14 protein-coding genes are annotated in these 13,430 nt (G+C 73.5%); 5 read left to right on the forward strand and 9 right to left on the reverse strand.

Annotated features, from left to right (window positions below; translation table 11 throughout):
- Positions 1-10: 10 nt before the first annotated feature.
- Positions 11-1,915 (reverse strand): translational GTPase TypA, encoded by a 1,905-nt coding sequence (typA, locus tag BM223_RS04190; protein WP_038681400.1) that lies wholly within the window; start codon positions 1,913-1,915, stop codon positions 11-13.
- Between the two features lie 65 nt (positions 1,916-1,980).
- On the opposite strand from typA, the gene BM223_RS04195 reads away from it, so the two are divergent.
- Entirely contained in the window at positions 1,981-2,670 is a 690-nt protein-coding gene (locus BM223_RS04195; protein WP_038681398.1) for an aspartate/glutamate racemase family protein, read from the forward strand.
- Positions 2,671-2,673: 3 nt separating this feature from the next.
- On the opposite strand, the gene BM223_RS04200 is transcribed toward BM223_RS04195, so the two are convergent.
- The 3 genes from BM223_RS04200 to BM223_RS29670 are packed head-to-tail and all read right to left on the reverse strand — an operon-like array spanning position 2,674 to position 4,314.
- Complete coding sequence (locus BM223_RS04200) at positions 2,674-2,928, reverse strand: PqqD family protein (RefSeq protein WP_052138977.1); 255 nt, start codon at positions 2,926-2,928, stop codon at positions 2,674-2,676.
- Positions 2,921-3,871, reverse strand: a complete 951-nt coding sequence (locus BM223_RS04205) for a phosphoenolpyruvate carboxykinase (ATP) (protein WP_052138976.1) — start codon at positions 3,869-3,871, stop codon at positions 2,921-2,923. Before BM223_RS04205 ends, BM223_RS04200 begins: the two co-directional genes overlap by 8 nt.
- A gap of 11 nt (positions 3,872-3,882) precedes the next feature.
- Positions 3,883-4,314 (reverse strand): lasso peptide biosynthesis B2 protein, encoded by a 432-nt coding sequence (locus BM223_RS29670; protein ID WP_342351427.1) that lies wholly within the window; start codon positions 4,312-4,314, stop codon positions 3,883-3,885.
- Between the two features lie 266 nt (positions 4,315-4,580).
- Between BM223_RS29670 and BM223_RS04215 the strand changes: the two genes are divergently transcribed.
- Positions 4,581-5,696, forward strand: a complete 1,116-nt coding sequence (locus BM223_RS04215) for a nucleotidyltransferase family protein (protein ID WP_038681395.1) — start codon at positions 4,581-4,583, stop codon at positions 5,694-5,696.
- Between the two features lie 17 nt (positions 5,697-5,713).
- On the opposite strand, the gene BM223_RS04220 is transcribed toward BM223_RS04215, so the two are convergent.
- On the reverse strand, positions 5,714-6,454 hold the full coding sequence (locus BM223_RS04220) for an SDR family oxidoreductase (RefSeq protein WP_038681394.1): 741 nt from the start codon (positions 6,452-6,454) through the stop codon (positions 5,714-5,716).
- Between the two features lie 100 nt (positions 6,455-6,554).
- Between BM223_RS04220 and mshA the strand changes: the two genes are divergently transcribed.
- Both mshA and BM223_RS04230 read left to right on the forward strand, forming a co-directional pair.
- On the forward strand, positions 6,555-7,838 hold the full coding sequence (gene mshA / locus BM223_RS04225; protein WP_038681392.1) for a D-inositol-3-phosphate glycosyltransferase: 1,284 nt from the start codon (positions 6,555-6,557) through the stop codon (positions 7,836-7,838).
- Complete coding sequence (locus tag BM223_RS04230; protein ID WP_038681389.1) at positions 7,835-8,329, forward strand: type III secretion system chaperone family protein; 495 nt, start codon at positions 7,835-7,837, stop codon at positions 8,327-8,329. Before mshA ends, BM223_RS04230 begins: the two co-directional genes overlap by 4 nt.
- 38 nt (positions 8,330-8,367) lie before the next feature.
- On the opposite strand, the gene BM223_RS04235 is transcribed toward BM223_RS04230, so the two are convergent.
- Positions 8,368-9,648 (reverse strand): hypothetical protein, encoded by a 1,281-nt coding sequence (locus BM223_RS04235; protein ID WP_038681388.1) that lies wholly within the window; start codon positions 9,646-9,648, stop codon positions 8,368-8,370.
- 146 nt (positions 9,649-9,794) lie between these two features.
- On the opposite strand from BM223_RS04235, the gene BM223_RS04240 reads away from it, so the two are divergent.
- A complete protein-coding gene (locus BM223_RS04240) occupies positions 9,795-10,604 on the forward strand; it encodes an isocitrate lyase/PEP mutase family protein (protein WP_038681386.1) in 810 nt (269 codons plus the stop codon).
- Here BM223_RS04240 and BM223_RS04245 read toward each other — a convergent pair.
- The 3 genes from BM223_RS04245 to BM223_RS04255 are packed head-to-tail and all read right to left on the reverse strand — an operon-like array spanning position 10,591 to position 13,374.
- Positions 10,591-11,736 (reverse strand): fibronectin type III domain-containing protein, encoded by a 1,146-nt coding sequence (locus tag BM223_RS04245; RefSeq protein WP_038681384.1) that lies wholly within the window; start codon positions 11,734-11,736, stop codon positions 10,591-10,593. The two genes, BM223_RS04240 and BM223_RS04245, sit on opposite strands and share 14 nt — an antisense overlap.
- A gap of 52 nt (positions 11,737-11,788) precedes the next feature.
- Entirely contained in the window at positions 11,789-12,949 is a 1,161-nt protein-coding gene (locus BM223_RS04250; protein WP_038685227.1) for an RNA polymerase sigma factor, read from the reverse strand.
- A 5-nt stretch (positions 12,950-12,954) separates the two neighbouring features.
- A complete protein-coding gene (locus BM223_RS04255) occupies positions 12,955-13,374 on the reverse strand; it encodes a YciI family protein (protein WP_038681382.1) in 420 nt (139 codons plus the stop codon).
- Positions 13,375-13,430: the final 56 nt, after the last annotated feature.

Genomic DNA, 13,430 nt, shown 5'->3' on the forward strand with positions numbered 1-13,430 from the left:
GCTACGGGACCTACTTGTTCGCCTTGCGCGCCCGGCTCGCCATCTTCGCCCGCTCGTTCTGGTCGAGGACGACCTTGCGGATCCGCACCGTCTCGGGCGTGATCTCGACGCACTCGTCCTCGCGGCAGAACTCCAGGCACTGCTCGAGCGAGAGCTTGCGCGGCGGGATGAGCTTCTCGAAGTTGTCGGAGGTGGCGGACCGGATGTTGGTCTGCTGCTTCTCCTTGGTGATGTTGACGTCCATGTCGTCGGCGCGCGAGTTCTCGCCGACGATCATGCCCTCGTAGACCTCGGTCGCGGGGTCGACGAACATGGTGCCGCGCTCCTGCAGCGACGTCATGGCGTACGCCGTCGCGGCGCCCGAGCGGTCGGCGACGAGCGAGCCGGACTGGCGGGAGCGGATCTCGCCGGCCCAGGGGAAGTAGCCCTCGGAGATCGAGTGCGCGATGCCGGTGCCGCGGGTCTCGGTGAGGAAGTCGGTGCGGAAGCCGATCAGGCCGCGGGCCGGGACGACGAACTCCATGCGCACCCAGCCGGTGCCGTGGTTGGTCATGCCCTCCATGCGGCCCTTGCGGTTGGCGAGGAGCTCGGTGATGGTGCCGAGGAACTCCTCGGGCGCGTCGATGGTGAGGCGCTCGAAGGGCTCGTGCACCTTGCCGTCGATCTCGCGGGTGACGACCTGCGGCTTGCCGACGGTGAGCTCGTAGCCCTCGCGGCGCATCTGCTCGACGAGGATGGCGAGCGCGAGCTCGCCGCGGCCCTGCACCTCCCAGGCGTCGGGGCGCTCGGTGGGGAGGACGCGGAGCGAGACGTTGCCGATGAGCTCGGAGTCGAGGCGGTCCTTGACCAGGCGGGCGGTGACCTTGTGGCCCTTGCCGCCCTTGCCGACGAGCGGGGAGGTGTTGGTGCCGATCGTCATCGAGATGGCCGGCTCGTCGACGTGGATGAGCGGCAGGGCGACGGGGTTCTCGGGGTCGGCGAGGGTCTCGCCGATGGTGATCTCCGGGATGCCGGCGACGGCGACGATGTCACCGGGGCCGGCGGACTCGCCGGGCTTGCGCTCGAGGCCCTCGGTGATGAGGAGCTCGGTGATCTTGACGTTCTTGACCTCGCCGTCGCGGCGCATCCACGCGACCTGCTGGCCCTTCTTGAGGGTGCCGTGCTTGATCCGGAGCAGCGCGAGGCGGCCGAGGAAGGGGGAGGCGTCGAGGTTGGTGACGTGGGCCTGGAGGGGGGCGTCGGCGTCGTACTCGGGGGCGGGGATCGTCTCGAGGATCGTCCGGAAGAGCGGCTCGAGGTCGGTGCCCTCGGGGAGGGTGCCGTTCCCGGGCTTGGTGAGCGAGGCGATGCCGGCCTTGCCGGAGGCGAAGACGACGGGGAAGTCGAGCGCGTCCTGCGAGTGCGAGTCGTCGAGCAGGTCCATGAACAGCTCGTACGTCTCGTCGACGACCTCGTCGATCCGGGCGTCGCCGCGGTCGGTCTTGTTGACGACGAGGATCACCGGCATGTCGGCGTTGAGCGCCTTGCGCAGCACGAACCGGGTCTGGGGGAGCGGGCCCTCGGACGCGTCGACGAGGAGGACGATGCCGTCGACCATCGACAGGCCGCGCTCGACCTCGCCACCGAAGTCGGCGTGGCCGGGGGTGTCGATGATGTTGATGACCATGTCGCCGTCGGCCATCTCCTGCGCGGAGGGGCCGCGGTAGTGCACCGCGGTGTTCTTCGCGAGGATGGTGATGCCCTTCTCGCGCTCGAGGTCGCCGGAGTCCATCACGCGCTCGGCGACGCCCTCGGCCTGGTGCGCGCTGAAGGCACCGGCCTGGTGCAGCATCGCGTCGACGAGGGTCGTCTTGCCATGGTCGACGTGGGCGACGATGGCGACGTTGCGGAGATCGGTACGACGAGTCTGGGACACGAACGACCAGCCTACTGGCGCGGGACCGTGGGCCGCGCATCGTCGGCACGCCCTAGACTCCCGCTATGCAGACGATCGGCCTCATCGGCGGGATGTCCTGGGAGAGCAGCGCCCTGTACTACGAGGCGCTCAACCGCGGTGTCGAGGAGCGGCTGGGTGGCTTCCACTCGGCCCGGACGACCATGACGTCGGTCGACTTCGCCGAGGTCACCGCGCTCCAGGAGGCCGAGGACTGGGACGGCGTCGCGGCCGTCCTGCGCGACGCGGCGATCTCCGTCGAGCGGGCCGGGGCCGACTTCCTGATGCTCTGCACCACGACCTTCCACCGGGTCGCCGAGCAGGTCCAGGACGCCGTCGGCATCCCCCTGCTCCACCTCGGTGACGTCGTCGCCGAGGCCTGCAAGGCCGAGGGCGTCGAGACGGTCGCCCTCCTCGGCACGAAGTTCGCCATGTCGCGCACCTTCTTCACCGACCGGATCGCCAGCCACGGGCTCGGCGTCCTGGTCCCCGACGCGGGCCGCCACGACGAGCTCAACGCGATCATCTACGACGAGCTGGTGCACGGGAAGGTCCTCGACGACTCCCGCCGTGCCGTCGTCGACATGATCAGCGAGCTGTGGGACGCCGGCGCCGGCGGCGTCATCCTCGGCTGCGCCGAGCTCGAGCTGCTCGTGCGCCAGGCCGACTCCGAGATCCCGGTGTTCCCGTGCACGTCGCTGCACGTGGCCACCGCGCTCGACCGCGCGCTGGCCTGAGCCCTACGACGCGGCGAGCACCATCCGCCGGTCGCGCAGCTGGCCGAGGAAGGCCTCGACGTCGGCGCGGCAGCGCTCGGCGGTGATGTCGTACTCGGCGGCGACGAGCACGCACAGCTCGGTGACGTCGCGCGGCTCGGCGAGGTGCCGCCACAGGGTCGCGGCGACGCCCTTCACCGAGTAGTACTCGCCCTGGGCGAGCCCCATCATCACGAACTCCTCGCCCATCTCGACCGCGTGGAGCGCGGGGTCACGCATCCACCGTTCGGTTCGCTCTGCTCGGCGCATGCTGCTGCTCCTCTCGGTCCGAGACGTGGCGGATGTCGGCGAGGATCGCGTCGGCGGACGACGCGACCGAGTCGGTGTCGCGCGGTCGCTCGACGCGCGCGAGCCGGGCGGTCGCGACGAGGGCGGCGCTGTGCGCGAGGTGGGTACGACGCAGCGCGCCGACCAGGATCTCGTTGCGGTAGCTGTGCTCGTGCAGGCTGGTGAAGGCCGCCGCGCCGGTCACCGGGACGACGCGCAGCGGGCCGTCGTGCCGGTCGAGGACGTAGATCCAGCGGACCGGGACGGGTGCGAGCGGCCCGGCCGCCCGGTCGAGCGGGACGTGGAACTTCGCGAACGAGGAGTCGACCCGGTCCAGCCCGTCCGAGGGGACGCCGAGCCGGTCGAGCGCGTCCTGCCAGAGCTTGATCCGGGGCCAGCCGGGCAGGGCGCGCCCGGTCGCGTCGACCGGCACGACGTCGTCGCTGAGGACGACGTGCCCGCGGCGGTGCATCTCGGCGGCCAGGGTCGACTTCCCGGCGCCGGAGTGCCCGAGGACGATCGCGCAGCCGCCGTCGACGACGAAGGCGTTGCCGTGCAGGACGAGCAGCCCGCGCTGGGCCAGCAGGGCGCCGAGCGCGGAGCCGAGCAGGAAAAGGCGCAGCCGCGCGTCGGTCGCGCCGGGGTCGGGCGCGATGGTGATCCGGTCGCCGTGCTCGCACGCGTATCGGCCGACACCGGGGACGTCGATGCCGATCCGCTCGTCGTCGACCCACAGCCCGCGGGGCAGCGCCACGGCCGCGGCTGACGGCGGCGCCACCGGGCCCAGCCGGACGACGACGTCCGGCCCCGAGGGCGCGGCGGGCGCCGGGGCCAGGTCGGGCAGCGGCAGCTCGCTGTCGATGAGCAGTCCGTAGCCGGAGTGGAGGGAGGTCATGTCGTCATCTCTCAGGGGTGCCAGCTGAACCGGCCGACGGGGGTCCACGCGGTCGTCGAGCCGCCGGTGACGGTCGCGGCGCCGACGGTGACCCAGGCGTGGGCCCGGAGGTCGCCCGCGGTGCCGCGGCGCAGCCCGAACACCACGGTGTGGGGCACCCGGGCACCCCGCAGGAGCAGGCGCGCGGTCAGCGCCTGCGGGTAGCAGTCGGACGTCCACGGCGTCCGCGCCGCGGCGTACCGGATCGCCCGGGCGACCGACCGCGCCCACGTGATGTCACGCGCGGTCGCGTCCGGGCACGCCGGGGGAGCGGTGCCGCTCGGTGCGGCCGGTTCGCCGAGGAGGCGACGTACCGCACCGAACGGCAGGACCACCGTCAGCAGCCGGGTGAGCCCGAGGAGGACCCACGCGGCCGCCGCAGCCAGGCAGAACCTGAGGGTCAGCTGCCGAGCCCGAGGGTGATGTCGATGTCGATGTCGATGTCCTGGGTCGCCGAGAGGCTCAGGGACTCGAGCGTGGGCGCAACGTAGGTCAGCTTCATGTGAGCTCCAGTGGGTGCGGGACGGAGTGGAGGGAGTGGCTCCGTCACCACTGCAACGCGGCGGCGGGCGGCCAGGACACGTCCCGATCGCCGATTCGTCCCATTTTTAACCTTCTCCGGCTCCTCGTTCCGCTGAGCGCTGCCCGCGCCGCGTGCCACGCTCGCCGGGTGACCGGTGCCGCCCTCGACCTGCTCTGCCGCCTCGTGCGCAGCGCGCTCGACGCCGAGGAGGGCCGCGCCGTGACGCCCGTCGGGCCCGTCGCCCTGGGCGCGGTGCCCCTCCACGACCTCGTGGACGGCGTACGACGGCACCGGGTGCCCGAGCTGCTCGCCGCCCGGTCCGGCCAGCTCGGCCTGCCGGACGAGGTGGTCCGGGTCCTCGACGCGATGCTCGCGGGCGCGCGCCAGCGTCGGCTGGTGCACACGCTCGAGACGGTCCGCGCCTGGCAGCTCCTCGACACCGCGGGGATCGACGCGCTGGTGGTCAAGGGCATCCCCCTCGCGGTGCTGACCACCGGTGACGCGGACGCGCGCGGCGCCGGCGACGTGGACCTGCTGGTCCGGCCGGAGTCCGCGGCCGCGGCGCACCGCCTGCTCACCGGCGCCGGCTGGGCGCTGCACGAGCAGGGCCGGGTCGAGCCCGGGATGTGGGCCTGGCGCCACGTGCAGCGCTGGGGCCACACGCTGACCTACCTCGGCGCCGGGGCCGACGTCGACCTGCACTGGCGCCTCGACGCGATGCCGGGCGCCCAGCCCGCCACCGGCGACCTCCTCGCCCGCCGGACGACGGTCGAGGTGGGCGGCGTCGCGATCCCGACGCTGGCGCGGGCGGACGCCTTCCGCCACCTCGCCGGGCACCGCGAGGGCTGGACCTGGCTGCGCACGCTGGTCGACCTGCGCCGCCTGGCCCGTGACCCGGCGGTCTTCGCCGAGCCGCTCTCGGCGCCCGCACTCACCTCGCTGGCCGCCGCGCGCGCGACCGTGGGCCTGCCCGGGACGGTTCCCGGACCGGTCCGGGACGCGCTCGACCGGGTCCCCGGCGCCGTCCTGGCCCGGGCCCGCGCCGGGCACGAGCTCCCGGTCGCGCTCTTCGGGGGCGCGCGGGCCGGCCGCGAGGTCCGCAACGGGATGGCGACCGTGCGCGGCCCCCGCGACGTCCAGCAGCTGGCGATGACGCTCGTGCTGCCGGCGCACGCCGCGCTGCCGGTCCGGTCGGCGACCGCCTGGGGCGGCGTGCCCCGGGCGTTCGCGCTGCGCACCCGCCGGCTCGTGCGGGGCCGGTGAGCTCGGCGCCGCGGCGCTCAGACGCGGTGCACCTTGTGCTGGGCGGCCTGCGCCCGCGGCTTGATCACCAGCTCGTCGATGTTGACGTGCGGTGGACGCGTGACGACCCAGGCGATCGCATCGGCGACGTCCTCGGCGACGAGCGGCTCGGCGACCCCGGCGTAGACCGCGTCGGCCCGCTCCTGGTCGCCGTCGAAGCGGACGAGCGAGAACTCCTCGGTCCGCACCATGCCGGGGGCCACCTCGCAGACCCGGACCGGCTGGTCGAACAGCTCGAGGCGCAGCGTCTCGGTGACCACCTTGGTGCCGTGCTTGGCCGCGGTGTAGCCGGCGCCGCCCTCGTACGCGATCCGCCCGGCGGTCGACCCGACATTGACGATGGTGCCGGCGCCGCTCGCCACGAGGGCGGGCAGGAGCGCCTGGGTGACCTGCATCAGGCCGAGCACGTTGACGTCGTACATCCGGCGCCACTGGTCGGGGTCGGCCTCGGCGACCGCGCCCAGGCCGATCGCGCCGCCCGCGTTGTTGACCAGGACGTCGAGGCGCGGTCCTACTGCCTCGGCCAGGGCGGCGACCGAGGCCGGCGAGGTGACGTCGCAGACGACCGCGCGGCCCCCGATCTCGGCGGCGAGCGCCTCGATCCGGTCGGCGCGGCGCGCGGCGCAGACGACCGTGTAGCCCTCCCGGGCGAGGTGGCGCGCGGTGGCCGCCCCGATCCCGCTGGAGGCTCCGGTGACGACAGCGGTGCGGGTGCTCATGGACCCCATCTTGGACGAACGGGAATGCCAGGCACACTGGGAGGGTTGACCGATCGACCGGGATCAGGCGAGCAGGGCGCAGACGACCGCAGGAGGTGGCATGGCAGAGGCCGCGATCGGGCGTGTCGCCATGATCAGCCTGCACACCTCGCCGCTCGACCAGCCCGGCACGGGGGACGCGGGCGGCATGAACGTCTACGTCCTCGAGGTTGCCCGCCGGCTCGCCGACTGCGGCATCGCCGTCGACATCTTCACCCGCGCCACCAGCTCCCAGCTCGACCCGGTGGTCGACGTGCGTGACGGCGTGACCGTCCGCAACGTCCACGCCGGCCCGTTCGAGGGGCTCACCAAGGAGCAGCTGCCCGGCCAGCTGTGCGTGTTCGCGCGCGACGTCCTGCGCGCCGAGGCCGAGCACCCGCCGGGCCACTACGACGTCGTCCACTCGCACTACTGGCTCTCCGGCCAGGTCGGCGCGCTCGCGCGCGACCGCTGGGGCGTGCCGCTCGTGCACTCGATGCACACGATGGCCAAGGTCAAGAACGAGGCGCTGGCCGCGGGCGACGCCCCCGAGCCGGAGGCCCGCGTGATCGGCGAGGAGCAGGTGGTCGAGGCCGCCGACGTGCTCATCGCCAACACCGACCTCGAGGCCAAGCAGCTCATCAACCTCTACGACGCCGACCCGGGCCGGGTCGAGGTGGTCCACCCGGGCGTCGACACCGAGGTCTTCCGCGCGCTCTCGCCCGCCGAGCGGGCCCGCGCCCGCCGCGAGCGCGACCTCCCCGAGCAGGCCCTCGTGCTGCTCTTCGCCGGCCGGATCCAGCCGCTCAAGGCGCCCGACGTGCTGCTCCGCGCGGTCGCCGAGCTGCTCGTGCGCCGTCCCGACCTGCGCTCGCGCCTCGTCGTCCCCGTCGTCGGCGGGCCCTCCGGCAGCGGGCTGGAGCGCCCCGCCGCGCTCGCCAACCTCGCCGCCGAGCTGCGCATCGACGACGTCGTCCGCTTCGTCCCGCCGGTCCCGCAGCACGAGCTGGCCGGCTGGTACGCCGCCGCGAGCGTCGTCGCCGTGCCCTCCTACAACGAGTCGTTCGGCCTGGTCGCCGCCGAGGCGCAGGCCTCCGGCGCCCCGGTCGTCGCCGCGGCGGTGGGCGGCCTGACCACCGTCGTCCGCGACGGCCGCAGCGGCCTCCTCGTCGACACCCACGAGCCGCACGACTGGGCCCTCGCCCTCGAGCGCGTTCTCGGCGACGCCGACCTGCGCGACCGGCTCGCCGCCGGCGCGCTCGCCCAGTCCCGTGAGTTCTCCTGGGAGGCGACCGCCGCCCAGACCCTCGCCGTCTACGAGCGCGCCCATGCGCTCCTCCGCCTCGAGGCAGGTGCCGCCCGATGACCGGACCCGCGGACGTCGTGCGCGACTGGCTGCAGGCCAACGAGATCGAGTTCGACCAGACCGACGAGAGCGTCTTCAGCTTCTCGCTGCCCGGCGAGAAGAAGCTCCAGACCCCCGTGCGCCTCGACCTCGGCCCGCACGCGCTCGGCGTCCACGCGTTCGTGTGCCGGCGCCCCGACGAGGAGTTCGAGCGCGTCTACCGCTGGCTGCTCGAGCGCAACATGAAGATGTACGCCGTCGCCTTCGGCATCGACCACCACGGCGACATCTACCTCGACGCCCGCCTGCCCCTGTCGTCGGTCACGCCCGACGACCTCGACCGGCTCCTCGGCTCGGTGCTCACCTACGCCGACGACGCGTTCAACACCATCCTCGAGCTCGGCTTCGAGTCGTCCATCCGCAAGGAGTGGGCGTGGCGGATCGACCGCGGTGAGTCCACGGCCAACCTCGAGGCGTTCCGGGGCTGGCTGGAGGCGGACCAGCAGGACTGATCCGCCCCCAGTCTCAGGCTCCGGCTGCTACCGGCGTCTCAGCGGCTGATCCGCCAGGTCACCTTGGCCGGCGTCGCGTCGACGTGTCCCGAGTTGTCGATGGCGCGGACCAGCACGGTGTGCTTGCCCGGCTTGAGCCGCTTGAGCCGCAGCGGCGACGCGCAGCTCTTCCAGGCCTTCTTGTCGACCTTGCACTGGAACGTCGAGCCGCCCTTGGTGGAGCGGAACCCGATCGTCGCCTTGCGCGCCTTGGTGGTGCGGCGGGGCTTCTGGGTGATCACGGTGTTGGGTGCGGCGTCGGTCTTGACGACCAGCTGGACCCCCGTGATGAAGCCACCGTCGCTGCTGCTGTCGTCGACGACGTACAGCCGCCAGGTGCCGTTGGCCACGCCGCCGGAGAGGTCGGACAGCTCGTCGCCGTACGGGCCGGCGGGCGCCGGTGCGTTGTAGGCGTCGGGGCCGTCGTCCTGGTTCGAGGGTTTGTACGAGCCCGACACGCAGGCGGAGCCGTCCGGCAGCGCTGCCGCCGCGCTGTCGTCGAAGCGCAGGTTCACGCCGACCAGGTCGGCACTACTGCAGACGTCGGACATGAGCACGACCGATGCCCCGGCGGGGCTGACCAGCAGGATGTCGAGGTCGTCCGGGTAGGTGTGGTAGCTCCCGGACAGCACGACGTCGACGTCGGTGATCCGGCCGGGCTGGTCGCTCACCGTGCGCTGGTACGGGTACGGCGTCGCGGGTCCCGCCGTCGGGATCGTGATCGCCGCCGGCCCGGTCGTGATCTTGAGCGTGACGCCGCCGTTGATCGTCCCGACCTCGGTCGCGGTGTCGTCCATGACGTACAGCCGCCAGGTGCCGGCCGGGTTGCGGCCGTCGAAGCCGGACAGGGTGCCGCTCAGCGTGGTGGCACCCGGCGGCGTGGTGTCGCCACCACTGATGTTGGTCGGCCGGTAGGTACCGGTCGCGCAGCCGGTGGGGAGCGTGGTCGCCACCTCGTCGTCGAAGGTGAGCGTGCGGCCGCTGATGGCCGCGCTGCCGCAGGTGTCGGACATCAGCGGGACGGCGACCGCGTTCGTGCCCGGGCTCACCAGCCAGATGTCGAGGTCGTTCGGCCGGGTGTGGCCCAGGCCGTTGAGGACGACGTCCACGTCGGTGATCCGGCCGCCGATGCCGGAGACCTGGACGTCCGAGGAGACGCTGCCGTTGTCGGTCACCGCGATCGGCGCCGAGTTGGTGAACGTGCCGCTGGCCGCCTGTGCGGGGCCGGCGGTGCTGAGACCGACGGCGAGGGTGCCGGCGGTGAGAAGGCCTGCTGTCATCAGTGCGAGACGACGCATGGCTGCTCCTTCCAGGAGGGGTCACCTCCGTGTGTAGACCCGTCCGGAACGCACCGTGGCCTGAATCACCTTTTCTTAACCGTCGGTGCGCACCGGGCCCTGTCGGCGCCGGGCCCTAGGGTCGCGGCATGACGAGCACCGCCGAGAAGCGCGCCGCCTTCCGCGCCCTCCACGAGAGGGGCTGCTTCGTGCTGCCCAACCCCTGGGACCGCGGCACCGCCCGCTACCTCGCGCACCGCGGGTTCGCCGCCCTCGCCACGACCAGCTCGGGTGCCGCCTGGAGCCGCGGACGCCCCGACGGCTCGGCGACCCGGGACGAGGCGCTCGACCACCTGGCCGACATCGTCGGCGCCACCGACCTGCCGGTCAACGCCGACTTCGAGGACGGCTACGGCGCGACGCCCGACGAGGTCGCCGCCAGTGTCGCGCTGGCGGTCGAGACCGGGGTCGCGGGGCTCTCGATCGAGGACGGCGCCGACGGGACGTCGTACGAGCTGGGTGTGGCGGTGGAGCGGCTGAGCGCCGCCCGTGAGGCGATCGACGCCGGCGGGCACGACGTCGTCCTGGTCGCGCGGGCCGACGGCTTCTTCAACGGCCGGCCCGACCTCGACGACGTCCTCGACCGGCTCCGCGCCTTCGCCCGGGCCGGCGCCGACTGCCTCTACGCGCCGGGGATCACCGCGCCCAACCAGGTCGCCGCTGTCGTCGCCGCGGTCGCTCCCCGGCCGGTCAACCTGCTCATCGGCGCCCAGAGCGACCTCACCCGCGACCGGGTGGCCGCGCTCGGCGTGCGCCGGATCAGCATCGGCGGCGCCTTGGCCCGCACGGCGTGGGGCGGCGTCGAGCGCGCCGCCGACCGGCTCGTCGAGGGCCGCTTCGACGGCTTCGCGGGCGCCGCCCAGGGCGGCGACCTCAACGCGCTGTTCAGCGGCTCCTGAGCCTCACCCCCGGGCTCCACGCGCCGCGTCCGGCCTTCGACTGCGCGGCCACCTGGCAGGTGTACGCCGTCGCGCGGCGCAGTCCCCTGACGACCACGGACGCCGATGCCGCCGCGCCCTTGCCGCGGACCACGGCTCCGTGCTTCGGGGTGCACCGCGCGAGGTAGCCGGTCACCCGGGCGCCGCGCGGCGTCGACAGCGTGTGCCGCAGCCGCGCCTTGCTCGCGCTGACCCGCTTCGCGCGGGTGAGGGTGGGACGGGTCGGCGTGATGTGGGCCGCCGTGACCTTGATCTTCTTCAGCGAGAACGTGAACCCCGACGCCTGGATGAAGAACCCACCGCCGTCCGGGTCGTGCCACGTGGTGAACGCGCCGCCGCCGGTGCCGCCGTTGACGGTGCCGCTGAGGCTGCCGGGGGTGAGCGTCTCCGGGTCGGGGATGCCCATGTCGCTGCGCATCTGGTCGTACGAGAGCCGGAACCGGATGCTCCCCGTGACGACCCCGCCCGCGTGGTACGTGTGCGGCGCGACCACCTCGGTGGTCAGCGCCTGGGAGCCGTCGGGCTGCTCGTCGAAGAAGATGCCGTTGTAGGCGGCGTTGGTGCCGACGTACATGCCGATGGTCGACTCGGTCCGGTCGTCGAGCATCGCCACGTCGGCGTCGAGGACCAGCGAGTCCGCAGTCGCGACGCTCGGGCACGGCCACGGCCAGGCGCCCGCCGTGCAGCCCTCGGCCCAGATCACCGGGGTGCCGACGATCCGGATCCACCGGTCGCCGGGCACGCCGCCGGTGTCGACGTCGGTCAGGCCCATCCGGCCGAACATCCGGTCGGGGACGAACGATCCGGTCCGCACGACCACGTCAACGACGTCGGTGGGCGCGGTGATCGCCGTGACCACCGGGTGCAGCTCGCGGTAGCCGCCGAGGTCCGTGGGCAGGTCGACCGTCGCGCCGGAGGTCTTCGGCACGCCGTTGACGGTGAGCGACTCGATGCAGGGCGCGGTCACCCCTGGAGCGCTGCACCAGCGCTCGGCGAGCGCCGAGGCGGGGGAGGCCACCGTGGTGGCTCCGGCGATCGCTGCCAGGGACGACCCGAGCAGCGCGAACGAGGCGAGGACGGCACGACGACGCATGTGCTCACTGTGGCGCCGCAGGCCGCCGCCCCGCCGCCGATTCACGACATTGCTAGCCCTCGCCAAGTCCGGCGTTGAGCCGCGCCGCCTGCCGGGTCAGGTGGTCGCGCTCGCCGGTCGTGGTCGCCCGTGCGGCGGCGACCGCGTAGCGCTCGGCGGCGACCGCGTGGTGCCCGGCCCGCTCGTGCAGCCATGCGGCGACGGCGTCACGGCGGGGGAGGTCGTCCGGCAGGCCGTCGAGGATCCGGATGCCGGCGAGCGGTCCGTCGACCTCGCCGACGGCGACCGCGCGGTTGAGCGCGACGACCGGGCTGGGGGCGAGGCGGAGCAGCTCGTCGTACCACTCGAGGATCTGGGGCCAGTCGGTCTCGTCGGCGCGGGCGGCGTCGTCGTGGAGGGCGGCGATGGCGGCCTGGGCCTGGTATTCGCCGAGCGCGTCGCGGGCCAGCGCGGCCTGGAGGACGTCGACGCCCTCGGCGATCATCGCGGTGTCCCACCGGCTGCGGTCCTGCTCGGCGAGCGGGACCACCGCCCCCGCCGCCGTACGACGGGCGGCCCGCCGGGCGTGGTGCAGCAGCATGAGCGCCAGCAGCCCCGCGACCTCGGGGTCGTCGCTGGAGGCGGCGAGCTGGCGGGTGAGCCGGATGGCCTCCTCGGCGAGGTCGACCTCGCCGGTGAAGCCCTCGTTGAAGATCAGGTAGAGCACGCGCAGCACCGACCCGACCTCGCCCGGGGTGTCGAAGCGCTGGCCCGACACGGTCTTCTTGGCCCGGGAGATCCGCTGGCCCATGGTGGGCTCGGGGACGAGGAAGGCCTCCGCGATCTGGCCGGTGGTCAGGCCGCCGACGGCGCGCAGGGTGAGGGCGACGGCGGACGCCGGGGTGAGCGACGGGTGGCAGCAGCGGCTGAGCAGGAGGAGGGCGTCGTCGGCCTCCTCGGCGGGACCCGGCTCGGGCTCGCGGTGGACCCTCAGCTCGCGCCGCTGGCGGGCGGAGACCGAGCGCTGCTCGTCGATGAGCTTGCGCCCGGCCACCTTGACCAGCCAGCCGCGCGGCTCGGCCGGCGTCCCCTCGGCGGGCCAGTGCCGCCACGCCTCGACCAGGGCCTCCTGGACGGCGTCCTCGGCCGCCGCGAAGTCGGCTCCGCGGCGGACGAGGATGCCCAGCACCTGCGGCGACAGCGTGCGCAGCAGGTCCGTCAGCGCGTCGCTCACCGGCGTCACTCCGTGACGGTCGGCGGCAGCTCGTTCATGAAGGGCCGCACCTCGAGCCACTCGTGGATCGGGGCGCCGTCCTTGCCCGGCGCCGACGAGAGCCGGGCCGCGGCCTCGTACGCGCGCTCGGGGGAGTCGACGTCGATGACCATCCAGCCGGCGATGAGGTCCTTGGTCTCCGCGAACGGCCCGTCGGTGACCGGCGGCCGGCCCTCGCCGTCGTACCGGACCCAGGTGCCCTCGGGCGAGAGCGCCTGCGCGTCGACGAACTCACCGCTCTCGCGCAGCTCGTCGGCGACCTGCTGCATGAAGGCGATGTGGGCGGTGACGTCCTCGGGCGACCACTGGTCCATCGGGATGTCGGTGCCGGGCACCCACGCGGGACCGGTGCGGCGGTAGTGCTTGAGGAGGAGGTACTTGGCCATGAGGGGCTCCTTCGGTTCCGAGACGGCCATTCTTGCCGCCTTCACCCCCAGGACGG

Source organism: Pimelobacter simplex, from assembly GCF_900114845.1.
Taxonomy (GTDB): domain Bacteria; phylum Actinomycetota; class Actinomycetes; order Propionibacteriales; family Nocardioidaceae; genus Nocardioides; species Nocardioides simplex.

Bases quoted from the DNA above. Each gene is read 5' to 3' on its own strand.
- BM223_RS04245 (WP_038681384.1), bottom strand. From the start codon at position 11,736: ATGCGTCGTCGTGCCGTCCTCGCCTCGTTCGCGCTGCTCGGGTCGTCC.
- BM223_RS04200 (WP_052138977.1), bottom strand. From the start codon at position 2,928: ATGCGTGACCCCGCGCTCCACGCGGTCGAGATGGGCGAGGAGTTCGTG.
- BM223_RS04195 (WP_038681398.1), top strand. From the start codon at position 1,981: ATGCAGACGATCGGCCTCATCGGCGGGATGTCCTGGGAGAGCAGCGCC.
- BM223_RS04220 (WP_038681394.1), bottom strand. From the start codon at position 6,454: ATGAGCACCCGCACCGCTGTCGTCACCGGAGCCTCCAGCGGGATCGGG.
- mshA (WP_038681392.1), top strand. From the start codon at position 6,555: ATGGCAGAGGCCGCGATCGGGCGTGTCGCCATGATCAGCCTGCACACC.
- BM223_RS04240 (WP_038681386.1), top strand. From the start codon at position 9,795: ATGACGAGCACCGCCGAGAAGCGCGCCGCCTTCCGCGCCCTCCACGAG.
- BM223_RS04205 (WP_052138976.1), bottom strand. From the start codon at position 3,871: ATGACCTCCCTCCACTCCGGCTACGGACTGCTCATCGACAGCGAGCTG.
- BM223_RS04255 (WP_038681382.1), bottom strand. From the start codon at position 13,374: ATGGCCAAGTACCTCCTCCTCAAGCACTACCGCCGCACCGGTCCCGCG.
- BM223_RS04235 (WP_038681388.1), bottom strand. From the start codon at position 9,648: ATGACAGCAGGCCTTCTCACCGCCGGCACCCTCGCCGTCGGTCTCAGC.
- BM223_RS04230 (WP_038681389.1), top strand. From the start codon at position 7,835: ATGACCGGACCCGCGGACGTCGTGCGCGACTGGCTGCAGGCCAACGAG.